We start from the raw sequence: 22,537 nt of genomic DNA on the forward strand, positions 1-22,537 counted from the left end.
GGGAAAGCCTTATATTCTCTTGGATGAATCGGACATTGCCGGATCTCAGATCACCCCGCCGCTTTGCACCGCCAGCAATGGCTTGGGTTCCAAGCCGGAAATCGCCCCAACGGCTTGGGGACGAGCGGCGCCAGCGCGAGGCGCCCTGCGGTCGCGGGTGTTGGTGCTTCCGGTGGGCGGGTTGGAGATCAGGCGGTTGAGGTCGATCAGAGCCTGCAACAGCGCCAAGCCCTGCGGTCCCGCAATATAGCGCGGCTCCCAGTAAGGATCGAACTTGTCCTTGTAGTTACGGAGGCCCTTGAAGCCGTAGAGCCGCTCCCCGTGGTTGAACATGACCGCGGCGATCTTGGCCCAGCGCGGCGAAAGTCGCCGCGCCTCGATGCCCGACAGCGGCGCCAGGCCGAGCGCAAAGCGCTGGTACCCGTTCTCCCTGCCCCATTGCATGAGGCTGGCGAAGAGAAAGTCCATCGTGCCCGGAGGCATCGTATCGAGATGCCGCATCAGGTCGACCGAAAGCTCCTGCCGGCCGAAAGTCGCCAGCACATTGGCGAAGGCGACGATCCGGCCCTCGTGGCGGACGACCGCGCAATCGAACCGGGTGAGATAGTCGGGATCGAACCGCCCGAGGCTGAACCCCTTCTCCTGCTGATTCTTGTCGGCCAGCCAGGCATCCGAAATCGCCGCGAGTTCCGGCAGAATCCGCTCTACCGACGAGGCAGGGATGATTTCAAACGTAGCCCCCTCGCGCGCCGCGCGGCGCTGCGCGTGGCGCAGGCCACGCATGCGCGGGCCGTCGAGCGTGAAGTCGGTGAGGTCGACCAGCGCCTCCTCGCCATATTTGACCAACTGGAAGCCGAGCTCGAGCGCGATTTCCAGCGCCGCGGCGCTGATCTGATAGAGCAGGAGCCGGCCCTGCGCGGCATGGGCTCGCCCCCGGATCGCCCAGAGCAGTTCGCGCCAGTCCTCGCGCGGACCCACCGGATCGCCCATCACCAGCCAGCTCGATCCGCGCACCTGGTACATCAGCAGCGCGTTCCCAGACGCGGAGCAGATGAAGCGCTTGTCACCGGTATAGGCCAGCGTCGCATCGGTCCGCACCGCGCCTTCGAGGATCCGCTCGAGGTCGACTTCGTCGATGCCCACATCGGGCGACATGCGCGACGATGGTCCCAGCAGGCGCCACACCGCGGCCCCCGCAAGAACGATCCCGACGCCGAGGCTGGCGCGGAGGAACCGCGAGGCATCGCCTTTCAGCGTGAACTGCCACCACAGCGAATCCTGATAGGTGACGTGCTTGTTGGAAAAGAAGCCGATCCACAGCGAGATGCCGACCACTGCCACGACGCAGACCAGCCAGCTCCGCGAAAGCATCTGCCCGGTCAGCGCCGTGCGGCGGTAGAAGGCGGGGCTGGTCAGTTGCAGCAACCCTGCAATGGCGAAGCAGATGATCGCTTCTTCATAGTCGATGCCCTTGATCATAGAGAACACGGCGCCCGCGATCAGCAGCGTCCGCGTCATCAAGAAGGCTCCGTCGAGCCGGCGATAGAGGCCCGGCGCGAGGAGCAGGAGCGCGGTGCCGGCAATCGATGCGGCAACGTGTGAGGCTTCCACAAAGGGAAGCGGCACGACATGCGTCAGCAGCTTGATGCGGTGATGTATGCCCGGCAGCGACCCCGACAGGACCAGCACGGCCCCACCGGTGAAGCAGGCCGCGCTCATCAACACTGGCACCAGGGCGTCCGCAACGCTGCGCGCGCCAGCCAGCGTGCGCGTGGCCGACCGGCGCCAGCGGCGTCCCTCGTTCAAGGCCAGCAGAGTCACCGCGCAGGCCAGCGGCAGCAGATAGTAGATCAGGCGATAGACGATCAGCGCGGCGAACAGCGATGCGTCGCTGCTCGGCAGGGCGGCGATCACCACGGCCTCGAACACCCCGACGCCGCCGGGCACATGGGAAACGAGCGTCGCGACGAGCGCGAGCGAATAGGCCAGGACGAAGCTCGGCAGCAGGCTCGGGTCGAGGTTCGGGACGAGGATGAACAGCGCCGCGGAAGCCGCGCTGAGATCGACGGCGGCCACCGCGATCTGCGCGAGGATCAGCCGTCGGTTCGGCAGAGGCAGGCGCCAGCCGAGCAGGTGCAGTTCCTTCACCCGCTCGTTGCCGAGGATCACGATGATGCCAAGAACCAGCAGCATGGCCATGCCGATCAGCCGCAGGTTGTCGGGAGAAACGCTCCAGACGCCGATCGTCAGCGGGCTTTTCGTCGTGGTCAGGGCAACGCCGCCCATGACGACGACGCCCATCCAGAACGCCGCCCCGGCCAGCGCGACGATCCGCGCGACGTCCGATCCCGACAGCCCCGCATTGGTATAGACGCGGTAGCGCGCCGACCCGCCGGTGATCAGCCCGAGGCCAAGATTATGACTCAGCGTATAGCTGGTAAACGAGGCCAGCGCGGCCGTGCGCCAGGGCAATGGCCGGCCGATGATCCGCAGCGCCAGCACGTCGTAGAATGTCAGCGCGAGATAGCTGATCGCAGTGAGCCCGATGGCAGCGGCCATTTGCACACCGCCGATCGCCCGCAATGCCGAGCGGACATCGCAGAACTTCATGGTCCGGGTCAGGTGATGCAGCGCCCCCCAGCCCCAGCGCGATAAGCACGATGACTGCGGCAATCGCCACAGCCGCGCGATAGCGCGGCCAGGCAGTGCGCAGGCGAACGATCAGAGCGTGACCACCCCGGTCTTCTTGCCCCGCGACCGCTACGGATTGTGCGCCAGGATTCATACCGAAGTCTCGGTCAGCGCAACCCCGGCGCGCCTGTTCCGCCGCCGCTTCAGGTCCATCACTCGCCCGTACAATTCAATTTTCCCTAAAATGAGAAAACTGATTCCTAGGCGCTTGGCCTTGTCCGCGTGGTGGCGCCGAAGTGAACTATCCGTAATTCTTCGGGTTCATCACTCGTGCCGCAGGGCATCGATCGGGTTGAGCGAGGCGGCACGCCGCGCCGGGAAATAGCCGAAGACGACGCCGATCAGGCCCGAGATCACGAAAGCGACGACGTTGATCTGGATGTCGAAAGTCCAGGGAACCTGCATCAGCGGTGTGGCCACAGCGATGACCAGCTGGGCAAGCAGCAGGCCAAGCAGGCCGCCGATGCAGGACAGCACTACCGACTCCACAAGGAACTGCAGCAGCACCTCGTTCGCCACCGCGCCGATGGCAAGGCGGATGCCGATCTCGCGCGTGCGCTCGGTCACCGACACCAGCATGATGTTCATGATGCCGATCCCGCCAACGACGAGGCTGATCGCCGCCACCGCCGTGACGATCGCCGTCAGCAGTGTCGTCGTCCCGGTAAGCGTGTCGGAGATTTGCTTGGTGTCGAAGATGTTGAAATTGTCATCGCGGCCCGCGGTGATGTGGCGGCGTTCGCGCAGCAGATCGGTGATCGAGGCCTGGACCTGGGTCGTCGAATAGGCCTGGTCGACACCGACGAGCATCAGCCGCACGTCGGTGCTGCCGGTGAAGCGGCGCTGCACAGTCTTGATCGGCATGATGACGACATCGTCCTGGTCGCCGCCGAAGCCGGCTTGGCCGCGGGTCGAGAGCAGGCCGATGACATCGCAGCTGACATTGCCGATGCGGAAGCGCAGCCCAACGGCGCGACCGCCGCGGAACAGGTTGGTCTTGACCGTCGAACCGATGATGCAGACCGCCTTGCCCGCGGCTTCCTCGGCCGGAGTGAAATAGCGGCCCGAAGTCAAAGGCCAGGGCTGGACCTGGAAGTAGCCGGAGGTGGTGCCGTTGATCGTCGTCGACCAGTTGGCACCTTCGTAGATCGCCGTCGCGGTCGACTGCGCCTGCGGGGCGACTGCGGTGACGCCGGCAATCTGCTGCGCCACCGCCGTCACGTCGCTCGGATCGAAATCGGGCGGGCGCGGGCCGCCACCGCCACGGCCGAAGCCCTGGCCCGGCCGGATCTGCAGGACGTTGGTGCCGAGCGCCGCGATCTGCTGCTGCACCGCCGCTGTGGTCGCCTTGCCCAGCGTGGTCATCGCCACGACCGCGCCGACACCAATGACGATACCGAGCACGGTCAGGAACGAGCGCAGCACGTGTCGCCGTATCGAGCGCAGCGCCAGGAGGAAAATCGTGCCGAGCATCAGGCGGAAGCCTTCTCGTGCTGCTCGATACGGTCGACCAGGCCATCCCTGAAATGGACGATCGTGCGCGCGAAGGCCGCCATGTCTGGCTCGTGGGTTACCATCAGCACGGTAATCCCGGACTCCTGGTTGAGCGCGGTCAGAAGCTGCATGATCTCGACCGAACGTTCACTGTCGAGGTTACCGGTCGGCTCGTCGGCAAGGAGGACGTCGGGATTGGTGACGATGGCGCGGGCTATCGCGACGCGCTGCTGCTGGCCGCCCGAAAGCTCAGCGGGCGTATGATCCCACCAGTCCTTGAGGCCCACCTTGTCGAGCGCGGCCAGCGCCGTCTCTCGCCGCGCATGCTTCTCGTCGCCACGATAGAGCAGCGGCAGCTCGACATTCTCGAGCGCCGAAGTCCGCGCCAGCAGGTTGAAGCCCTGGAACACGAAGCCGAGATACTTGCGGCGCAGCAGCGCACGCTGATCGCGGTCGAGCGCCTCGACGTGGCGCCCCTTGAACAGGAAGCTGCCGGCGCTGGGCATGTCGAGACAACCGAGAATGTTCATCGTCGTCGACTTGCCCGAACCCGATGGGCCCATGACCGCGACGAAATCGCCGCGCTTGATGTCGAGATCGATACCTTTCAGCGCTTCGAATGCGGTCGGTCCTTCGCCATAGACCTTGGTCACGCCGCGCAGGGCGATGAGCGCTTCCTCAGGCTCAGCCACCGCCGCCGCCTCCTGCGCCAGCGCCGCCACCGCCCTGCCGCCGCCGCTGCCCGCCACTACCGCCGCCCGAGCCCGCCTTGTCGCTGGAGTCCGCGAGCTGACCGGTGATCACTTCCATCCCGGGTTTGAGCCCGCCCGAGACGACCTCGGTCTGCGAACCGTCGCTGTCGCCGGTGACGATCTGCACGGCTTTGGGCTTGCCCTCCTCGTCCTTGACATAGACCGTCTGCGATGCGCCGCGGCTAAGCGTCACGCTGCGCGTGTTGCCCTGACCGCGGCGCGGCGGGCGGAAGCTGATCGCGCTGGTAATGCCGCCGGAACTGCCGCCTCCGCTGGCCTGAGCCTGCGGCGTGAAGCGTAGCGCGGCGTTGGGGATCAGCAACACGTTCTGCTTGTCGGCCGTGACGATGTCGGCCGTGGCGGTCATGCCCGGGCGCAACTGCTGGTCGGCATTGGCCACCGAGAGGTCGGCCGCATAGGAGACGACCTGCCCCGCGGTGGACGTCGTCGTGGTCGACGACGAAGAGGAACTCGCCGCCGATGCGGTCAGGTTCGAGCCGATTTCCACGCGCGTGATCTTCGCCGGGAAGGTCTTGCCCGGGAATGCATCGACCGTGAACGTCGCGTTCTGGCCCTGCTTGACCGTGCCCACGTCGGCCTCGTCGATCGCGACTTCGAGCTTCATCGTCGTCAGATCCTCGGCAATGACGAACAGCGTCGGCGTGTTGAACGAGGAGGCGACGGTCTGGCCGGGATCGACCTGGCGCGCCAGCACTACGCCGGCGACCGGCGAACGGATGATGGCGCGGGCGCGCTGCGTCTGGGTCTGCGCGAGGCTCGCCTGGCTGGCGACGACATTGGCCTGCGCCACCTTGAGCGCCGCCACCGCGCGCTGGGCATCGGCGCGCCCGGTCTGCAACTCGGTGCGCGCGGGCACCTTGCCGCCCGAGAGCCGCGAGACTTCCTCGAGCCGCGCGAGCTGTGCCTGCGCCTCGGCCACGGTGGCCTGCGCCTGCCCGACCTGCGCCTGGTTGGCCGCGAGCTGCGCCTTGCCCTGGCGAATCTGGTCGTCGAGCTGCTCCGGGTCGATCTCCGCAAGCGCCTGCCCCGCGACGACGTGATCGTTCACGTCGACCAGCACTTTGACGACGAGGCCCGAAAGCTGTGAGCCGACGGTAACCTGGTTGGTCGGGGCGAGCTTGCCCGTGGCAGAAACGGTCGTGGTTAGCCGGCCCCGCTCGATCGCTACGGTCGAATATTTCGGTTCGCTCGATCCGCCGAAGAAGCGGAATAGCAGCAACAGCACGATCAGCACCGCCAGCGCGATACCGCCCCACTTGGCATAGCGGTGCCAGGCCGGCTTCGGCTTCACGCCCAGGAAATCGTCGAGGTTTTCGTCTGCCATATCAGTTGGTTCCTCGCGGTGCCGGCGGGACTGTAGCAACGGTTGGCGTCACCGAGCTGTCCCAGCCGCCGCCGAGCGCGGCATAGAGCGCAATCAACGCGGTCGCCTTGTCCGAGCGCGCCTGCACGAGCCCGTTGCGCGCCGAGATCAGCGCCGATTCCTGCGTGTTGAGCGTGGTGAAGTCGGTCAGTCCCGTGCGGTACTGGCTGCGCGCCAGGATCGCCGAATTATTCGACGCGTCGTAGGCGATGGCGAACTGGCGCTCGCGTTCCTGCGCCGAATTCAGCGCGACGACGGCATTCTCGATGTCTTCCATCGCAGTCAGCACGGTCGACTTGTAGGCGGCAAAGGCGCCGTCCGCCGCGGCGCGGCTCGAACGGACCTGGGCATTGAGCCGCCCGCCGTTGAAGATCGCCTGAGTCAGCCCGGCGAAGAGCCCGCCCGTGATCGTCTCGAACAGGCCGCCAATATTGCCCGCGCTGGTATCCAGGCTGCCGCTGATGTTGAGCGCAGGGAACAATTGCGCCTTGGCGACGCCGATCTGCGCGGTCGCGGCAGCGAGACTGCGTTCGGCCGCACGCACGTCCGGGCGCTGGCGCAGCACGTTGGCGGGGATGCCGGCACGGACGGTCGTGGGACCGCTCGGGATCGGCTTCATCGGCGCCAGCATGGCCTTGAGCGCGCCCGGCGCCTGGCCGGTGAGCACGCCGATGCGCGACACCGCGGCATTGTACTGCTGCTCGATCTGCGGGATGCCCGCGGCAGTCTGCGCCCGGCTCGCCCGCGCCTGCTCGGCATCGACCGAGGAAACGAGGCCGGCCTGGACGCGGAAGCCGGCGATCTCGAGATTGTCGTCCTGTATGGCCAGGCTGGCCTTGGCGTTATCGAGCTGCGCCTGATAGGCGCGGGCCAGCACATAGTTGCGCGCGACCTCGCTCTCGACCGACAGCAGCGTGGTCGCATAGTCGAAGCCCGCGGCCTCGTACTGCGCGCGGCTCGCCTCGATGCCGCGCCGGACGCCGCCGAAAAGGTCGACCTGATAGCTGGCATCGAGCCCCAGCGAGAAGTTGCTGCTCCCGCCGCGGCCGGTGGTGGTCACCGTGCCGTCGGGCAGCGTCACCACTTGCCCCCCGCCGCGCAGCGATTCCGTGCGACTAAAGCCGCCCGAACCACTGACGGACGGGAAGATGTCGGACCGGCTGACGACCAGCGCCTCGCGCGCCTGGCGCAGCCGCGCCACCGCCTGGGCCAGATCGAGATTGGCCGCAGCCGCCTGCCCGACGAGCTGGCCCAGCACAGGATCGTCGAACTTGTCCCACCAGCGGGTAATATCCTCGGCCGTCGGCGGAGCGGTGACCGACCAGGCATCGGGCACGCCGAGTTCGGCAGTGCTTTTCGGATGATAGTCTGGGCCGACGCTGCACCCCGAAAGAAGTGCCGCCGCGAGCAGGAAAGGGGTCGCACGCCTCATGAATATCTGGATGGCTCTCGCAGTTGAACGCGTCCAGTCGCAATTTGTCGTCGAGTGTGACAGCCGGACTATGCGCACTAACGCACAAAGCCCGCAGCGGTTGCCGCTGCGCCATCCGGCCGGCGAAATGTGCTCAGGCCGCTACTTCGACCCCAGCGATGCCAGTGCGGTGCATCCTGCGCCCCGAATCCAGCGCGTAGGGGATCACGCGGTGGAGTGCGGACGGGTTGTCCCAGATCACGCAATCGCCCTCCTGCCAGTGATGGCGATAGGTGAACGCGGGCTGCGCGGTCCAGTCGAGCAGGCGCGCGAGCAGAGCGCGGCCCTCGGCATGACTCAATCCGACGATTTCATCGGCGGTAGAGCCGATGATCAACGCCTTCGTGCCGTCGCCGCGCGTCCAGACGAGCGGATGCTCGCGCAGCATCTTGCGCCGCGTATCGTCGATATCGTCGGGCCCGCAGACCTCGCGCAGCGAAGCCGTCACCGTATGCTTCACGCGCAGGCCTTCGAGTTCCGCCTTCTCCTCCTTGGGCAGCGCCTCGTAGGCGGCTTTGGTGCTGGCGAACTCGGTATCGCCGCCCTTCGCCGCCAGTTGGCGTGCGCTGAGCACCGAGGCCTTCGGCGGCGCTCCGTCTACCGTCAGACCGTCCATGTGCCAGAAGAAGGTGCCGAGCACATATTCGCGCTCGATCGCCGCGCCTTCGTTCAAGGTCACCTCATAGACCGGCGCCGCATCGGCACGGCCCGGGACCTTGGCGGCCACGTTGACCCGCTCGCCTAGCGCATCGGTCAAAGCGAGCTGCTCGGCGTCGGACAGGTTGATCTGCGGGAAGACCAGCACCGTATGTTTTTCGAGCAGCGCAAGCAGTTCCTGGCTGACCTCGGGATCGCCGATCATATCGCGATCGAGATAGACCTTGGCACCGACGGCCGGCTTGAGAACTTCAACTTTGAGAGTCATGACACGCCTTCCGCTGCCCCTATCGATCAGTTGCCGTGCGCCAGTTCGTCGCCCTTTGCGGCGAGCAGCGGCAGGATCTTCGAATCCGCGAGCACGGTGCAGAAATATTCGTTGAGCTGCCTGATCTTGCCGTCCTCGAAGGTGAAGATGAAGACGTACTGGTTGCAGTAGGGCTCCCCGTTGCTCAGCACGGCGTTCCCTTCGAACTCGACGACGACCGTGTCGCCTTCGGCCACGACCTTGCCGATCTTGAGGCGGAAGCCGCCGGGCATCACGTCGCCGAAGGCTGCCGTGGTCGCCAGCATGGTCTCGCGGTTGCGCCAGCCCGAGACCTGGCCGAAGCCCTTGGTGAAAGTCTCGGCATTGGGGCCGATGCAACGGTCCATCAGCGGGGCGTCGCCCGTGTCCATTGCCTTGAGGAAATCGAGGGCAATCTGCTTGTTCGCTTCGCTCATGTTCTCACTCCATCGGTCCGCTTGCTGCCAAAGATCGCGTTCCAGATCGATCGCAACCAGGCGAAGAAGCCCGTCGGCGCGGCCTGCGGCGCTGCCACAGGCACATCGACTGCGGCCGCCTCGATCTTGTCCCTAAGCTGACTGGCAAAACCCTTGGCGAGCGTCGGTAGCAGCGGCTTGCCCATGGCTTCCCACATCGGTGCCATCGGCCCGCCGCCCACCACTTGGACGACGAGCTTGACCTCGGTCTCGCGCGGCCCGGTCGCGGTCGCGAGATAGGATCCCCCGCCCTGCACCGGATCGCCCTCGAGCTTGTAGGTGAAGAACACGCGTTCGGGACCGTCCCATTGGTCGACATGGACCTGCACCTTGACCGTGCGGACCAGCCCACCGACGCCGACCTTCAGCGTCCAGCGCGAATTGTCGTCATCGATGACCTCGCATTCCTGCATGCCCGGCATGAGGCTGGCCCAGCCGCGGATATCGCGCGCGAAGGCCCAGACGTTCTCGATGCTCTCGCGGATCGTGACGGTCTGTTCGGTTTCGATCATGACGCGCTCACAGCCCCATGCGCTCGACTTCGCGCTTCAGGAGATCGCTGGGATCGCCGCAGGCCTCGCGCGCGGCGAGCCAGCCATAGGTCATGCCCCGCGCGTTCGAGATGCCGCTCTGCATGACCGCGCCGGTTTCCATCCGCGCGGTCGAATTGCCGGCGGCATAGAGCCCGGCGATCGGCTGGCTGTCCCAGCCGATGACGCGCGCGTGGTGATCGATCATCAGTCCCGCCGCGGCAATGCCGGTACCGCCCATGCGCCGCATCTCGACCGCGTAGAATGGCCCCTTTTCGAGCGGCCCGAGGTTGGGGTTGGGCTTGTGATAGATGTCGCCGCACATCCACGCGCTCCACGGATGGGTACCGCGGCCGAAGTCGGGATCCTCGCCCTTTTCGGCATTGAGGTTGAACCGGGCGACGGTCTCCTGAAGGTTCTTCGCATCGACGCCGATCTTGCCCGCCAATTCGGCCAACGTATCGGCCTTGGCGCCGAATCCCTCGGGGAATTCCTGGCCCGGCGTCACCGAGAAGAACGGGTATTTTTCCAGCACCTGGCTGTCGATCACCACCCAGCAGGGGAAGTTCGGGTGCGTCTGGTTGCCGCCGTCGATCTGGTCGATCTTGTAGTAGAACGAGCGGTAGAACGCCTCGTTGCCGAAGCGCTTGCCCTCGCGGTTGACGACGATGGTATGCGGCTGGCCTATGACCGGCAGCGCGCTGCGCCACAGCGGCTTGCCTTCCTCGTCCTCCTCGCCCGGAACGGTCACGCCCAGCGAGGTGATGTCGGGCACCGTCGCGATGCGTGCGCCGAGCGGTCCTGCCAGGCGGAAATTGGCGCCGTTGATGCCGGAGAACAGCATCGAACCCTGCTCAAGCTGGCGGGCGAGCGTCTTGTTGAGGTCCTGGTTCTGCTCGTAGGAACTGACCGCGACGACGACGGCCCTGTTCGCCTTGATGAATTTCTCCTGCCCGTCCTGCGTCACGCGCACGCCGACCACGCGGGTGCCATCGGAGATCAGCTCGTCGGCATTGGTGCCGGTCAGCAGCGGGATGTTCCGGTCGAGCGCGCCCTTGACGAAATAGGCGGCGAGCCCGGCGCCAAGGCAGCGCTCGTCGTTGGTCAGCCGCTCGCCCATCTTGGCGAAGTCCCACTTCATCATGTTCGCGGTGCCGCCGCCGTCGCCCATGTCCTTGTGGGTAAAGCCATAGGGCATCTGCGGCGAGACGCGGGTTCGGGTCTGCCAGTCACCCAGCGTCGCGCCCTTGAACGGCTTGCATTCGAGCATACGCCCCTGCGCCACCGCGTCGTTGGACACGGTGTAATAGTAGTCGGGGCAATCCTCGATGACTGCCATCTCGAGGCCGATCCGGTCCTCGAAATAGCTCAGCGCCGCGCGCGCGTGGACCACCTTGTTGAGGATTGAGAGGTCGTCGCCATAGTCCATCGACAGGCGCTTGAGGTAGCGGAAGCCGCTGTCGGTCGAATCCTCGACACCCATCTCGGCGGCATGATGATTGCCCGCAACCCAGACCTCGCCCATCGACAGCGCGGTGACGCCGCCGACCTGCTCGGAACGTTCCAGTACGATGGCGCTATGGCCCAGCTCATGCGCGGTGATGGCGGCCGACAGGCCGCCAATGCCCGAACCGATCGCGACCAGGTCTGCTTCCATGTCCCATCGTGCCGGCAGGTTGTTGAGCACTTCGACGATCCCTTCCCATAGACGGCGCGGCTTCATCCGGTCTCCGGAGCCACTGCCTTCTCATTCGTTCGGCTGCCTCATTTACCGGAGTCGGGCAAGAATAAAAATACCGAACGGTCCATTTGTTTTCAAGGACGCTGCGCATCCGGCACGCGTCCGGCGCGCAATTCGTCCATCAGCGGCTTGCCGTATGCCTCGTCGAGAAAATCGGGCGCCATTCCGCCGAGCTGCTGGCCGCCGTCGGCCGCGAAATTCTGGCCGGTGATCCAGCCGGCTTCGGGTCCGGCGAGAAAGCGGATCGCGCGCGCAACGTCCTCGGGCTCACCCGTACGGCCAAGCGGCGTGATCGCCGCATACTGGTCCTCGGTGCCGGGCGTATCGTACATGAACGCAGTCGCCGCCGAGCGGGTCATCCCGGGGCGCACCGAATTGACGCGGATCTTCGCGCCGCCCAGTTCGAGCGCGGAAAGCTCGACGAGCCGCTCGACGCCGGCCTTCATCGCCGCATAGGTGACGAGCCCGGTCGAGGACTGCGCGACGACCGCAGTCGAGACGCAGACGATCGAGCCACCATCGGGCGCCATCAGCGGCGCGCCGTCGCGAACGGCCAGAAACGCGCTGAGGAAATTGCGCTTGAACACGTAGAACACGTGCTCGGTCGGCTCCATCAGCATCGGCGAGTAATTGTTGCTGCCTCCGACCGCGGGCACGATGATGTCGAGCCGGCCCGCCATGGCATGCGCCTTTACAAGCGCCGCACGCACGTCGCCCTCGTCGGTCGCGTCGCCGGCAAAGGTTTCGATGCTGGCCTGCGGAAGAGCGTCGACGATCCTGCCGCGCGCCGCCGCCAATGCCTCTTCGCCACGCCCCATCATCAGCACGGCTGCACCGTCTTCGGCCAGCAATCGGGCGCTCGCCTCGCCAATGCCGCTGCTGGCCCCGGTTACGAAGGCTGTCTTTCCGGTCAGTGCTCCGCCGGCCATTTCTCTCTCCCGTTCAGTGCCCTGCGGGCATCCGACTCCGGTTTCTGAGCCTAATCGAGCTGGGCTTCAAGCTGGAGCGGAACTCTGCGCGCGCTCGGCCAGCGCGGCCGCCAGAAGGGTGCTGGGATCGCCCGCGGCGTGCCGCGCAGCGAGATAGCCATGGGTCATCCCGCGCGCATTGGACATGCCGCTCTGCATCACCGCACCGTTGTCCAGCCGCGCGACCGAGTTGCCGGCCAGGTAGAGGCCCTCGATAGGCTCGCCATCCCAGCCCATGGCCCGGCAGTGCTCGTCGACGACTACACCCGCCGAAGCGATGCCCGAACTGGCGAGCCGGCTCAGCGACACGGCATAGAACGGCGCCTTCAGCAAAGGCCCCAGCGTCGGGCTCGGCTTGTGGAACTTGTCCCCGGTCATATAGGCGCCCCATAGCGACTTGCCGCGGCCGAACTCGGGATCGTCGTTGCGTTCGCAATAGGCGTTGAAGTTCGCGATCGTCTCGGCGAGACCTTCTGCGGCGATGCCGGTCTTGGCCGCCAGTTCCGCGATACTGTCGGCAGTGATGCCCACTTCCTCGGGGATCGGCTGGCCCGGCAGGATCGAGGCCAGCGGATATTTCTCGCGCGCCTGGCTGTCGAGCACGAGCCAGCAGGGGAAATTGGGATGATCCTGCGTCGCGCCGTCGATCGCATCGACTGCGAAATAGAGCGAGCGGTAGAAGCCCTCGTCGGCGAACCGCTTGCCCGCCCGGTTGACCACCATCGAATGCGGCAGCCCGGCGAAGGCCATGATGTTGCGCCAGAGCGGCACCCCTTCCTGCAGCTCTTCGCCTGGAACGGAGAAACCCAGCATCGTCACGTCGGGCACCCGCGCCACCCTGGCGCCAAACTTGCCCGCCAGCCGCAGGTGCGCCCCGTCGACCTCGGGCATGATGACCGATTGCACGTCGAGTTGCTGGCCCAGCGTCTTGGAGAAGGCCGGTGAGCGCTCATAGCTGCTGACCGCCACCACCACGCCGCGATTTGCCTTGATGAACAGCTCCTCGCCGCCGCGTACAGCGCGAACGCCGACGACACGCGTCCCGTCCCCAATCAGTTCCTTGACGTCCATGCCGGTGTGCATGGGAATGCCGCGATCGATCGCGCCTTTGACGAAGTAGCAGATGAGGCCCGAACCCAGGCAGCGCTCGTCCTTTTCGAGCCGTTCGGCCATGGCCGAGAAATCCCACTTGAGAATGTTCGCCGAGCCGCCGTTCCGGGAGATGTCCTCGTGGGTGAAGCCGTACATGACGTGCGGCGAAACCCGCGTGCGCTCCTGCCATTCGCCGAGCGTCTGCGCAGGAAACGGTTCGACCTCGAGCAGCCGGCCCTCGGCGACGCTGTCGTTGGAATAGCCGAAATAGTAATCGGGGCAGTTGCGGATGACGATCATCTTGAGGTCGATCGTCTTCTCGAAGAATTCGAGCATGGCCGGGCCGTGCACCGCCTGGTTGAGGATGGCGACGTCGTTGGCATAGCCCATGCCGAGGCTCTTGACGTAGCGGAACCCGCTCTCGGGTGAATCCTCGATGCCAATCTCTGCCTCGAGATGATTGCCCGGTATCCAGACCTCGCCGAGCGAATAGGCGGTGACGCCGCCGACCTGCTCGGTGCGCTCCAGGATCATCGCGCTGGCACCATGTTCATGCGCCGAGATCGCGGCGGCAAGCCCGCCGGCTCCCGAGCCCACGGAGACGACATCCGCCTCGAGATCCCAACGGTCGGGCAGGTTCCGAATGATCATGCAGGCTCCTCGCAATTGGCGGCGGCGCTTGGCGGCCGCTTCGCCGTTTAGTCCAGTTGCTTGGCGCCTCAGACCGGCTGCCAGATCGGCGAGCCGCGCTCGGCCCGGTTCGACGGGACGACATGGCCGTCCACGTCGGTGATGCCGTATTCCTGCGCCAGCTCGGCATTGATGAAAGTCCCGCCGCTGCGCTTCATGATCGCAGGATCGGCAGCCAGCGCGGCGACGACGCGGCCCGGAAATTCCGGCGAACTGCCCGCCGAACTGCGCAGTTGCGCGGCCATGCCGGGAACGTTCTTCAGGTTGTCGATCGCCCGCTCGGTGAAAGTGAAGCCCTGCCACAGCGCAACCGAGGCGACGTTATGCTCCTTGAGCTCGATCGCCATGTCGCGGGCCATGCGGTCGAGCCCGGCCTTGGCTGCGCCGAAGATCGGCCCGTAAGTATAGGTCACCCCGACATAGCCCGAGATACCGACGATCAGTCCCGAACGCTGCGGCACCATGATCTGCGCGGCATGCCAGGCGGCGACGAATGCGGCGCGCAGGCCGATGTCGAACATCTCCCAGTTGGACAAGGGCTTCTGCCAGAAGCCGCCGGGCTGGGTCAGTTCGTCAGGGATGACGATGGCATTGTTAACGAGCAGGTCGAGCCGGCCCTGTTCGCGCTTCACCTGGTCGAACAGGGCGGCAATGTCCTCGTCCTTCGCGAGATCGACCTGAACGGCGATACCCTTGCCGCCGCGTTGATCAACTTCGGCCGCAGTCTCGCCGATCGTGCCGGAAAGCACCTGGGTGCCTGCCGCCACAGTACGGCCGGTGACGTAGACCGTCGCGCCCTGGTCCGCGAGGGCGAGCGCGATACCCTTTCCTACACCGCGGCTGGCGCCCGTCACGACGGCAACTTTGCCGGTCAGCTGCCCCATGGCGAATTCTCCTCTGCCCAATCGCGTTGGTGATCAGCCCTCTGCGCCGCCGACGCGCGGTGCAGAGGGCTGCACAATCACCGGTTAATAGCCGGCAGCAGGAGCAAGATAAACACCCAGAGGCGTACTTTTTATGCGGTCGCCGTCAGGGCACTTCGGCCGCGTCTGCCGATGCCTTCATGTCCGGCGCATCGCTCGCCGAGATCGAGCAGGCCTTCACCGACGCATCGGTCGCACCGAGAACTTGGCAACGGAGTCCGTCCGATCCTTTCCCCTTGCAGGCGCGAGAGGAGTGCCGCCCGCAAGCTCGGTGCCCAGGATTAGTCTGCCGCTCTTGGCGTGAGGAATTGGCTCTGTTATCGTACCGGCGCGCTGTGCAAACGGCAGCGCCGGGACTGGTAATCCCGCTGGTCAAGCAACTCGGACACCTCGGTTTCCGGGGTTTCGTCGCGCATGTCCAGACCTCCGGGTTAAAGGCGGCGGCGCATGCGACCAGCATGTTACCAGCTTCTCTAGCTGAGGTCCCCTCGGCTGGGGGAGACGCCGGATATGTTTGATCAGAACATGATCTCGTTCCCTCTTCAAGGCCTGGACGGCAAGTATTGATCGACCCGAGGTGCAACACTCTCTCCGGGGTCGTGCGACAGCCTGATGGCTGATGGATCGCACGCCGCATCATGGTCCGTTCGTATCGAAGGGTGGAGCACCATCAACCAGGCACAGGGTCATCGCTGCCCTAAGTTGGTAAAATCGGCGTCTCCGGTCCCTCCGCCTCCCGGGAGGATCGTGCCATCCGCGTCCAGGCGGATGGATCTCGTATCAGGCCCGCGCCCCCTGCATCATCTGGCGATGCGGCTCGACGGTCTCGGTCTTGAACTGGAAGTGCGTGCCGTCGCGCCAGATGCCGAACATGATGACGGCCAGTTTGCGGGCAACAGCGATCTTGGCCTTGTTGTAGCCGACCTTTTTCGATAGGCGAACGCCCCAGTCCTTGAGCGAGCTGAAGGTCTTGGTCGCAGACATGATGACCGTGGCGGCGCCGACGAGGTGAGTTCGCGTCAACCGGTTGCCCATTTTGCTGATCGAGCCCTTATGCAGCGTCTCGCCGGACTGGCTGATCTTCGGCGTGAGGCCGAGATAGGCGGCAACGTCGTCGCAGCGCCGGAACCGCGTCGGGTCTTCGATCGCGGTGTAGAAGGACAGCGCGGTGATCGCGCCGACGCCGGGAATCTCAAGGAAGCGCCGGCACACCGGATGCTCCTTCGCCAGCATCTCCAGTTCCGCCTCGATGCGATCGGCCTCGATCCTGAACTCCTCGCAGAGCTTGAGGATGGGTAGGACGCGCGGGCGCATATTGATGCCCTCCTGATCCTGGATGATGAGCATTTGCTGCATCACACGCTCGCGGAACGTCGCGGAGGATTGTGCGCCGGGTTCGACGCGACCCCCATAGACGCGCAGCAAGCCGCGGATCATGGCTTCGGTCTCCACGCGTTGTTGGACGAGGCGGTGCCGCATGATGATCTGCGCCCTGACTTCGAAGCAGGCCGCGCTCTTCACATAGACTTCGGTCAGATATTCCCGACCTGTCCGCGTGATCTCGGCGAGGCCGCGCGCATCGTTGGTGTCGGTCTTGTTGCGCTTGATCGACAAGACCTTCTTACATTGTAGGGCATCGAGCATGGTGACGCGATAGCCGAGCCGTCTCAGGCTGGTGGTCAGATGCGTCGCCATCGCGCCCGACTCCAGCCCGATCATCGCTATGTTCGTTTTGAAGTTCTTCGAGAAATAGCGCCCCATCTCGGTCGCGTTCGACTTAACCGAGCATTGGTGGACGACCTTGCCGTCGCTATCGACAACACAGACAGCCGTCGATCGCAAACCAACATCGAGGCCGATCCAAACACGCCCGCGCGCCGGGTCCACTTCGGCAGCTTCCTTCAGCGCCAGGATAGCGGGATTGGTGATCTTCTTCGCCATTACGTCCTCCTTCACGCACGATACCGATCGCGGCATCATGCCCGCTGAAGGAGAAAAAAGACCTCAGCTAAACCGCACCCGGCGGCTCCCGCGCCTAGCGTGCGGGAGTTCGGGACCTTTTTTCCGCATCCGTCTCGTCCCTTCCGCTTAACCGCACGATGCGGACCGGAGGTTCTATGGACAATCTCATTCCTGTAACGCCGCAGCGCCCAAAGCCCCGCGCCATCATCACTCCAGCCGCCTCGACCCTGGTCGCGCCGGCACCCCGTTCCCAAAACCCCGCACTGACGGCCCTAGGGGAAGCCTGTAAGGCCAGTCCGGTTCAACTCTTGCGAACCCGAGAAGGGCGTAGCCTGAGCCGGGCACGTTTGCGACGCGCGGAAGAGTTCATGCTCTCCCTTGGACCTGGCGCGCCTGGCGACTGGCAAGACTTTCTGTACGGTGCCGGTATTGTGAGCCAGCTTGCCTTGTCTTCACATTTGCTGGATGTAGGCTTTTCCGACGCCTGGTGCGCCCGCCACATCGGCCTCTATGTTGCCAGATCGCTTGCCTACGCCAACGCGAGCGGTTTGGGTCTAGAGTGCGCAGAGACGGTACGATTGGCGCAAGTGCTCACACCTTACAGCAAATGGAACTGCCGCTCTTTTGCTGACGGCCCCCGCCCGCATGACGGCGGCTTCGCACAGGAGCAGGTCCGGGCTCTGTTGCGCAATTTGATGAACCATGTGGGCTGCGTAACAGGTCACCGCGTTTCTCGGCCTCGAGTAAAACGTGATAATTTACTCGCGCCGTGAGGTGGTAAGCCCCAGAACGGAGGTGAGCATGCTCGAAATTTTTCCAGCCGGCCAACTGGCAAGAGTGGCAGGTACCAGTATGATATTTTAGATTCTCCGTTGAAATTGCACGAATCCGTTACCGCGGGAGGTCATCTGCGACGCCGATGACCCCGCGTGACGGCCGGTCCATCAGCAGTTCCGGTTCGGGCAGGTGTTCACAGAGCATGTCTGCCCAGATCTGCGCGAGTTCGCGCCGACGGAGCATGTAGGCCGCACGATTGCAGGTGCCCGCGACCGTCCTCTCCCTCGTATAGGATAGCATCAGGTCGATAACGTCGCGGTCGTGCTCCTTTCCGCGGTGCTCGGCCCATGCATTCATAATCGTCGAGAACGCGCCCCTGAAAAGGTGCGACACATGGCAACCGTGGTAGCCCGCGCGGCGGAGCAGGGAGCCGATCGCGTCCGCGCTCATAGGTCGGTGCACATTGCGGGCACTTGGAAAGATGTAGTGTCCGCCGCCAGTTAAAGGCCAGATAGCGCGAAGCACGTCGACGCTCTGCCTAGCAAGCGGCACGAGGTGGTCGGAACGCTTGATGCGCTCCCGGTCGCGTTGCATCCGCCAGGCCGGGATGCGCCACAGCGGCTCCGGGCTGTCAAGACGCTCGTGCTCCCTCCAGGCGCCGCCATGGAGCTCGTTGGGCCGCACGGCGGTGAGGGCAATGAAGCGGAGTGCATAGCGAGTGATAGGCCGTGCATAGTCGGCCTCCGCGTCGCGGATCATCTTCTGGAGCCGAGCGAGATCGGTAATCGCAGGCTGGCGCCCTCGCTTCACCGCACTCAGAGCCGCGCCGACCTTCGCCGCAGGATCGCTCGTCGCCCAGCCATGGGCAATTGCATAGACGAAGCTCGCCGAGATCCTCTGGCGGAGGCGATGGGCTGTTTCGATCGCACCGCGGTTTTCGACGGCGCGCAGCACCTCAAGCACGAGCTGCGGGGTGATGTCTGAGATTGGCAGATTGCCGATCTCAATGAAGACATCGCGCTCGAGGCTGCGGATCACATCATCGGCGTGGATGCTCGACCACCGCGATTTAGTGTGCGCATGCCAGGTCCGCGCCACTTTCTCGAAGGTCGTCCGAGCCGCTGCGACGTTTTCCTCGATCAGGAGCTTCTTGACGATGCGTGGCTCGCGCCCCTCCTTGAGCACGGCCTTGAGCTCATCGCGCTTGACCCTGGCATCAAGAATAGACAGGGCGGGATAGTGACCAAGGATCAAAGTCTTTTGGCGGTCATCGAGAAAATAATTATAACACCATGACTTACTCCCGGTCGGGCGAACCAGAAGATAGAGCTGGGCGCTGTCGGCCAGCTTGTAGGGCTTCGATTTTCCTTTAGCATTCCAAGCTTTAGCATCGCTGAGCATGGGTCATCTCCGAGATTATATATTTCAGGTGCCCGAGCCATACCGAGTGCCATATTCCGGTGCGGAAGGTGGCGAACGGCACGACCAAATCGGTCAGCCAATGGGCAATTTTCTGAGGAGAAACACAATCCTAGCGGACCGTGGCGAACCACCGCGGAAACGATGATGGCGAAAGAATATCCGGCGGCAAGTACATACATGGAAAACGGCATCGGGCACCAGACAGTTGGATTTTCAAGGATGAAGGTGAGACAACCAAAAGGATCCAAAGCGGATGCAAAAGCCAATTAACTACGGTCGACGCGGCTAGATTGCCGCCGAGCAACGCTCCGTTCGACAGTTTTGCGCGTCCGATGTAGACGGCAGCCAGGATGCGCATCGTAGATCATGAGGCGAGACGGCAGGAAATAGCCGAAGTGGCGCTGGACCTCATCGCGCGCATCGGGCTCGAAGCAACCACGCTCAACCGGATCGCCACGGAAATGGGCGCCAGCATCAGGGTGATAACGCACTATTTCGCCGAAAAGGACACACTGCTGCTCGACGTCTACCGGGTCCTAGCTCTGGAAGGCCAAGGCCCGATCCGCGAAGTTCTCGCGCGCGATCCGGCCGACCTCGCCGGCGCGCTGACGGCGCTTTGTGGCAGCGACGAAGCGACGCTCAAGCGATGGCGCGTCTATGTCGCATTCTGGGACAAGGCCGTGCGCAGCCCCCAGTTCGCTGCCGAGCAGCGATTGTGGATCGAACGGACGCTCACGACGATCGGCGAGGTCATCATCGCGAGAAATGGCGATGCAGCAAACGTGAGGCAACTGGCAATGGAGATGATTTCGCTCGTCTACGGCATGTCGATCCAGCGCACGCTCGACCCGGAAAGCTGGACACCCGAAGCGATTGCCTCGGTGATCGAGCGCAAGGTTCGCGAAGTCGATCTGTCCAATTAGTACAACCATTGCGGCGAAGATGACTTCAGCGATCTTCGGGCCGCTCCTTCAACCTTTCCGGGATATCCCGGTGCTAGGTTATTGAGATTTCCCAACGTGGTAGACGCAGCCCGGCATTGTAGTCTGGCCAGATGCGAAGTGACGTCCACTGCCCGAGCACCGGCCGATGACCGACAAACTCTACGTCGTTATCTGGGTTAAGGATGGGGTGATCATGAATCTGGAAGAATATGCGCACCTGGAAGACGCCAAGCGTCGCGCGACGGAAAATATGAAGCTGTATCGCTCGCTCGGAATAGCAGACTCCGCGCTCGTTCGTGGCCAGGACGGCGCAGAGTACATGCGCCTTTTCTGACACTGCCGCCGAACGATGAGCGCGGCTGCAGCATGTCCGACCGCAATGGGATTTCCTGAAACTTCAGCTTGCGTCGGCCGTTTAGCGTTCGTGTATCACTACGTCATACGCGCCGAGGACTTGATCCTGCTGAACGGCCTGCCTTTCGAGGAGATCAGGCCGATCGCGCTGGAATGGATCAATCGCGGGACCGACCAGAAGCTGAACCGAATGTCGATCACCATGCTGGTCCGCACGCTGTACCAGCCGACCGAATTCTCGCAGAGTGTCAGGCGGCTGCATTGCGCTGCGGGATTGCGCGTATCGTTCCGCACTGCCGAGGAACGCGCTCAGTTCTAGGATGCTCTCGAAAGTCTGCGCAACCCAGGCAGATGACTTGCCGGTCATCACCGGCCAACGCCCCATCGTGGAGGTGACTGTCGCCACGGTATCTTGATCGGGAAACCATGGGCCCGTGACGACAGCCAAACCCATTCCACACTAATATCATTAATTTTCCGCAACTTTGGCGAAATTGAACTTTGCAATGCAAAGGGAACAGCGGCGAAGGGACTGCCAAAGGGGCGGTCAGCGTCGGCGGCAAGCTGGCGCAGCTGTGCCGAACGGCGCCATCAACACACTGGGGAATCGCAGGAATCGCGGCGTCTAACGGATGCCGGTCGTGATACCGGCCAAAAATCCGCACAAACTCGGCCTCGCCTCGGGCGGGGCTTTTTTTGGCCGGGATCGTTCAACTTTTTCGCCAAATCCCAATGAGAGGATGGAGGCAAAAACCGTTAAGTTAAGACCCGAGGCAGATAACAAGTTAGTGCTCGGAAGCGATATTGCACATGAAGGATGCTCGCCCAGCCGGTCCGGACCACGAAGTCACGGACTTTCCGGCTCGCATAACCCACGGCCCATTAAAGTTCGACGGTCTGATCAGAAACCTGACCGCGAGCGGCGCAATGTTCGAATGTGACTTCCAGTTTTCGACGGGCGCCTGCGTCAGCTTGGATATGGCTGGGCTCGGCCCGCTCGTCGCGACGGTGGCATGGTCTATCGGCACACGCACCGGCCTTAGATTCGATGCGCCGCTTCATTGAGGCAGCACCTGTCGATTTAGCGCAAACCATCGCCCGTCGCCGCATGACCGCCGCTACCGGCGCATCGAGGCCGTGATGAGCCGCTCCGTTATGCCCAGGCTGCTTTCGGAGGCAGAAACGATCCGAAGCCTCTACGAACAGGGTGCGTCGTTTCAGGATTTGGCCGTGCGTTTTGGCTGCGCCCACAACACCATTCGTCGCTTCCTCGTCAGCCAAAACGCGACGCTTCGCAAACCGCTTTCCTCGCACAGGCTGGACGCCGTCCATGCGGAACTGCTTCGGGCACTTCAGGATGGTGACGATATCGGGGCAATTGCCAGACGACATCATGTCCGGCGTGAAACGCTGACCCGCTATCTCATTGCAAAGAGCGGCGTCATGTACTGAGCCCGGCCCCGGCCCGGGCGTGCGGCCAAAACGCGGATTATGCCAACACCAGATGATTGCCGGTGGTATCGAGCCGAACGTTGCCGACCGATCCGAAATGGGGCGCCTAGTGTTTGGACATATCCCGCAGCCCCAAAGCATCGAGCAGCAATCGCATCCGCAACAAGACCAGCCGCTGCGCCTCCGTTTCTGCGAACGCCGGCCGCGCCAGTTCGTTGAGATTCTTCAGAGCTGCCCCGGTGCTGTCCCTACCGGCAAGGAGGCTCCCCCAAGACTCTTCCATCGGCTGGATGGCGTCCCAGGCTGCGCAAAGGTCCTTGGTCAATTGCGCAGCCATTTGCGGTACGAGTTGCATAGAGGCGTCCGACGCGAGGAAATCATGCTGCGGTTGAGCTTTGTTCGTAGATGCCATTTCTCTCTCTACTGAGCGGACACATCCGCAAAAAGGGAACACTCCAACGCTCCACCCCT

The 22,537-nt window shown here is 64.0% G+C and carries 21 protein-coding genes; 6 read left to right on the forward strand and 15 right to left on the reverse strand.

The genetic code is table 11. The features are described from left to right. Positions 1 to 45: 45 nt before the first annotated feature. The 13 genes from mprF to KRR38_RS16900 all read right to left on the reverse strand — a co-directional run bounded on the left by mprF (position 46) and on the right by KRR38_RS16900 (position 17,096). Positions 46 to 2,610, reverse strand: a complete 2,565-nt coding sequence (gene mprF, locus KRR38_RS16840; RefSeq protein WP_309141069.1) for a bifunctional lysylphosphatidylglycerol flippase/synthetase MprF — start codon at positions 2,608 to 2,610, stop codon at positions 46 to 48. Positions 2,611 to 2,955: 345 nt separating this feature from the next. Further along, positions 2,956 to 4,164, reverse strand: coding sequence for an ABC transporter permease (locus KRR38_RS16845; RefSeq protein ID WP_217403727.1), 1,209 nt, complete (start codon positions 4,162 to 4,164; stop codon positions 2,956 to 2,958). Continuing rightward, positions 4,164 to 4,898: an ABC transporter ATP-binding protein gene (locus tag KRR38_RS16850; RefSeq protein WP_254515448.1), complete on the reverse strand. Its 735-nt coding sequence runs from the start codon at positions 4,896 to 4,898 to the stop codon at positions 4,164 to 4,166. The genes KRR38_RS16845 and KRR38_RS16850 overlap by 1 nt, the downstream gene beginning before the upstream one ends. Beyond that, positions 4,870 to 6,282 carry an efflux RND transporter periplasmic adaptor subunit gene (locus tag KRR38_RS16855; protein WP_217403731.1) on the reverse strand — a complete coding sequence of 471 codons (1,413 nt, stop codon included), beginning with the start codon at positions 6,280 to 6,282 and terminating at the stop codon, positions 4,870 to 4,872. Before KRR38_RS16855 ends, KRR38_RS16850 begins: the two co-directional genes overlap by 29 nt. Before the next feature lies 1 nt (position 6,283). Further along, entirely contained in the window at positions 6,284 to 7,753 is a 1,470-nt protein-coding gene (locus KRR38_RS16860; protein WP_217403734.1) for an efflux transporter outer membrane subunit, read from the reverse strand. 133 nt (positions 7,754 to 7,886) lie between these two features. Further along, the gene (locus tag KRR38_RS16865; protein ID WP_217403736.1) at positions 7,887 to 8,717 is read right to left on the reverse strand and encodes a TauD/TfdA family dioxygenase; all 831 of its coding nucleotides are present in this window, start codon (positions 8,715 to 8,717) and stop codon (positions 7,887 to 7,889) included. Positions 8,718 to 8,743: 26 nt separating this feature from the next. Continuing rightward, a complete protein-coding gene (locus KRR38_RS16870) occupies positions 8,744 to 9,172 on the reverse strand; it encodes a nuclear transport factor 2 family protein (RefSeq protein ID WP_217403738.1) in 429 nt (142 codons plus the stop codon). Then, positions 9,169 to 9,723: a CoxG family protein gene (locus tag KRR38_RS16875; protein WP_217403740.1), complete on the reverse strand. Its 555-nt coding sequence runs from the start codon at positions 9,721 to 9,723 to the stop codon at positions 9,169 to 9,171. Before KRR38_RS16875 ends, KRR38_RS16870 begins: the two co-directional genes overlap by 4 nt. Positions 9,724 to 9,730: 7 nt before the next feature. Then, positions 9,731 to 11,464: an FAD-binding protein gene (locus KRR38_RS16880; RefSeq protein WP_217403742.1), complete on the reverse strand. Its 1,734-nt coding sequence runs from the start codon at positions 11,462 to 11,464 to the stop codon at positions 9,731 to 9,733. 92 nt (positions 11,465 to 11,556) lie between these two features. Further along, entirely contained in the window at positions 11,557 to 12,411 is an 855-nt protein-coding gene (locus tag KRR38_RS16885; RefSeq protein WP_217403744.1) for an SDR family NAD(P)-dependent oxidoreductase, read from the reverse strand. A 66-nt stretch (positions 12,412 to 12,477) separates the two neighbouring features. Beyond that, positions 12,478 to 14,193, reverse strand: coding sequence for an FAD-binding protein (locus KRR38_RS16890; RefSeq protein ID WP_217403746.1), 1,716 nt, complete (start codon positions 14,191 to 14,193; stop codon positions 12,478 to 12,480). A 68-nt stretch (positions 14,194 to 14,261) separates the two neighbouring features. After that, complete coding sequence (locus KRR38_RS16895) at positions 14,262 to 15,116, reverse strand: SDR family NAD(P)-dependent oxidoreductase (RefSeq protein ID WP_217403748.1); 855 nt, start codon at positions 15,114 to 15,116, stop codon at positions 14,262 to 14,264. An 819-nt stretch (positions 15,117 to 15,935) separates the two neighbouring features. Continuing rightward, positions 15,936 to 17,096: an IS110 family transposase gene (locus tag KRR38_RS16900; protein WP_217403750.1), complete on the reverse strand. Its 1,161-nt coding sequence runs from the start codon at positions 17,094 to 17,096 to the stop codon at positions 15,936 to 15,938. Between the two features lie 176 nt (positions 17,097 to 17,272). Here KRR38_RS16900 and KRR38_RS16905 point away from each other — a divergent pair, with 176 nt between their 5' ends. Continuing rightward, a complete protein-coding gene (locus KRR38_RS16905) occupies positions 17,273 to 17,890 on the forward strand; it encodes a hypothetical protein (protein WP_217403752.1) in 618 nt (205 codons plus the stop codon). A 118-nt stretch (positions 17,891 to 18,008) separates the two neighbouring features. Here the strand turns inward: KRR38_RS16905 and KRR38_RS16910 are convergent, their stop codons facing one another. Then, positions 18,009 to 19,295 carry an integrase arm-type DNA-binding domain-containing protein gene (locus KRR38_RS16910; protein WP_217403754.1) on the reverse strand — a complete coding sequence of 429 codons (1,287 nt, stop codon included), beginning with the start codon at positions 19,293 to 19,295 and terminating at the stop codon, positions 18,009 to 18,011. A 371-nt stretch (positions 19,296 to 19,666) separates the two neighbouring features. Between KRR38_RS16910 and KRR38_RS16915 the strand changes: the two genes are divergently transcribed. From KRR38_RS16915 to KRR38_RS16935, 5 genes are all read left to right on the forward strand, one after another. After that, entirely contained in the window at positions 19,667 to 20,239 is a 573-nt protein-coding gene (locus KRR38_RS16915) for a TetR/AcrR family transcriptional regulator (RefSeq protein ID WP_217403756.1), read from the forward strand. Between the two features lie 166 nt (positions 20,240 to 20,405). After that, entirely contained in the window at positions 20,406 to 20,594 is a 189-nt protein-coding gene (locus tag KRR38_RS16920) for a hypothetical protein (RefSeq protein WP_217403758.1), read from the forward strand. 15 nt (positions 20,595 to 20,609) lie between these two features. Then, the gene (locus KRR38_RS16925) at positions 20,610 to 20,933 is read left to right on the forward strand and encodes a hypothetical protein (RefSeq protein ID WP_217403760.1); all 324 of its coding nucleotides are present in this window, start codon (positions 20,610 to 20,612) and stop codon (positions 20,931 to 20,933) included. Positions 20,934 to 21,424: 491 nt separating this feature from the next. After that, positions 21,425 to 21,679, forward strand: coding sequence for a hypothetical protein (locus KRR38_RS16930; protein ID WP_217403762.1), 255 nt, complete (start codon positions 21,425 to 21,427; stop codon positions 21,677 to 21,679). Positions 21,680 to 21,754: 75 nt separating this feature from the next. Next, entirely contained in the window at positions 21,755 to 22,066 is a 312-nt protein-coding gene (locus tag KRR38_RS16935; protein ID WP_217403764.1) for a helix-turn-helix domain-containing protein, read from the forward strand. A 106-nt stretch (positions 22,067 to 22,172) separates the two neighbouring features. Here the strand turns inward: KRR38_RS16935 and KRR38_RS16940 are convergent, their stop codons facing one another. Next, on the reverse strand, positions 22,173 to 22,478 hold the full coding sequence (locus KRR38_RS16940) for a hypothetical protein (RefSeq protein WP_217403766.1): 306 nt from the start codon (positions 22,476 to 22,478) through the stop codon (positions 22,173 to 22,175). Between the last annotated feature and the right edge of the window lie 59 nt (positions 22,479 to 22,537).

This window comes from Novosphingobium sp. G106 (genome assembly GCF_019075875.1).
In the GTDB taxonomy this organism is placed as follows: domain Bacteria; phylum Pseudomonadota; class Alphaproteobacteria; order Sphingomonadales; family Sphingomonadaceae; genus Novosphingobium.

What these genes read in the sequence shown, in the direction of transcription:
- KRR38_RS16860 (WP_217403734.1), bottom strand. Translation starts at nt 7,753, where the DNA reads ATGAGGCGTGCGACCCCTTTCCTGCTCGCGGCGGCACTTCTTTCGGGG.
- KRR38_RS16870 (WP_217403738.1), bottom strand. Translation starts at nt 9,172, where the DNA reads ATGAGCGAAGCGAACAAGCAGATTGCCCTCGATTTCCTCAAGGCAATG.
- KRR38_RS16845 (WP_217403727.1), bottom strand. Translation starts at nt 4,164, where the DNA reads ATGCTCGGCACGATTTTCCTCCTGGCGCTGCGCTCGATACGGCGACAC.
- KRR38_RS16935 (WP_217403764.1), top strand. Translation starts at nt 21,755, where the DNA reads ATGAGCCGCTCCGTTATGCCCAGGCTGCTTTCGGAGGCAGAAACGATC.
- KRR38_RS16865 (WP_217403736.1), bottom strand. Translation starts at nt 8,717, where the DNA reads ATGACTCTCAAAGTTGAAGTTCTCAAGCCGGCCGTCGGTGCCAAGGTC.
- KRR38_RS16925 (WP_217403760.1), top strand. Translation starts at nt 20,610, where the DNA reads ATGAGCGCGGCTGCAGCATGTCCGACCGCAATGGGATTTCCTGAAACT.
- KRR38_RS16855 (WP_217403731.1), bottom strand. Translation starts at nt 6,282, where the DNA reads ATGGCAGACGAAAACCTCGACGATTTCCTGGGCGTGAAGCCGAAGCCG.
- KRR38_RS16915 (WP_217403756.1), top strand. Translation starts at nt 19,667, where the DNA reads ATGCGCATCGTAGATCATGAGGCGAGACGGCAGGAAATAGCCGAAGTG.
- KRR38_RS16940 (WP_217403766.1), bottom strand. Translation starts at nt 22,478, where the DNA reads ATGGCATCTACGAACAAAGCTCAACCGCAGCATGATTTCCTCGCGTCG.
- KRR38_RS16920 (WP_217403758.1), top strand. Translation starts at nt 20,406, where the DNA reads ATGACCGACAAACTCTACGTCGTTATCTGGGTTAAGGATGGGGTGATC.
- KRR38_RS16930 (WP_217403762.1), top strand. Translation starts at nt 21,425, where the DNA reads ATGAAGGATGCTCGCCCAGCCGGTCCGGACCACGAAGTCACGGACTTT.
- KRR38_RS16880 (WP_217403742.1), bottom strand. Translation starts at nt 11,464, where the DNA reads ATGAAGCCGCGCCGTCTATGGGAAGGGATCGTCGAAGTGCTCAACAAC.
- KRR38_RS16900 (WP_217403750.1), bottom strand. Translation starts at nt 17,096, where the DNA reads ATGGCGAAGAAGATCACCAATCCCGCTATCCTGGCGCTGAAGGAAGCT.
- mprF (WP_309141069.1), bottom strand. Translation starts at nt 2,610, where the DNA reads ATGAAGTTCTGCGATGTCCGCTCGGCATTGCGGGCGATCGGCGGTGTG.
- KRR38_RS16895 (WP_217403748.1), bottom strand. Translation starts at nt 15,116, where the DNA reads ATGGGGCAGCTGACCGGCAAAGTTGCCGTCGTGACGGGCGCCAGCCGC.
- KRR38_RS16905 (WP_217403752.1), top strand. Translation starts at nt 17,273, where the DNA reads ATGGACAATCTCATTCCTGTAACGCCGCAGCGCCCAAAGCCCCGCGCC.
- KRR38_RS16885 (WP_217403744.1), bottom strand. Translation starts at nt 12,411, where the DNA reads ATGGCCGGCGGAGCACTGACCGGAAAGACAGCCTTCGTAACCGGGGCC.
- KRR38_RS16910 (WP_217403754.1), bottom strand. Translation starts at nt 19,295, where the DNA reads ATGCTCAGCGATGCTAAAGCTTGGAATGCTAAAGGAAAATCGAAGCCC.
- KRR38_RS16890 (WP_217403746.1), bottom strand. Translation starts at nt 14,193, where the DNA reads ATGATCATTCGGAACCTGCCCGACCGTTGGGATCTCGAGGCGGATGTC.
- KRR38_RS16875 (WP_217403740.1), bottom strand. Translation starts at nt 9,723, where the DNA reads ATGATCGAAACCGAACAGACCGTCACGATCCGCGAGAGCATCGAGAAC.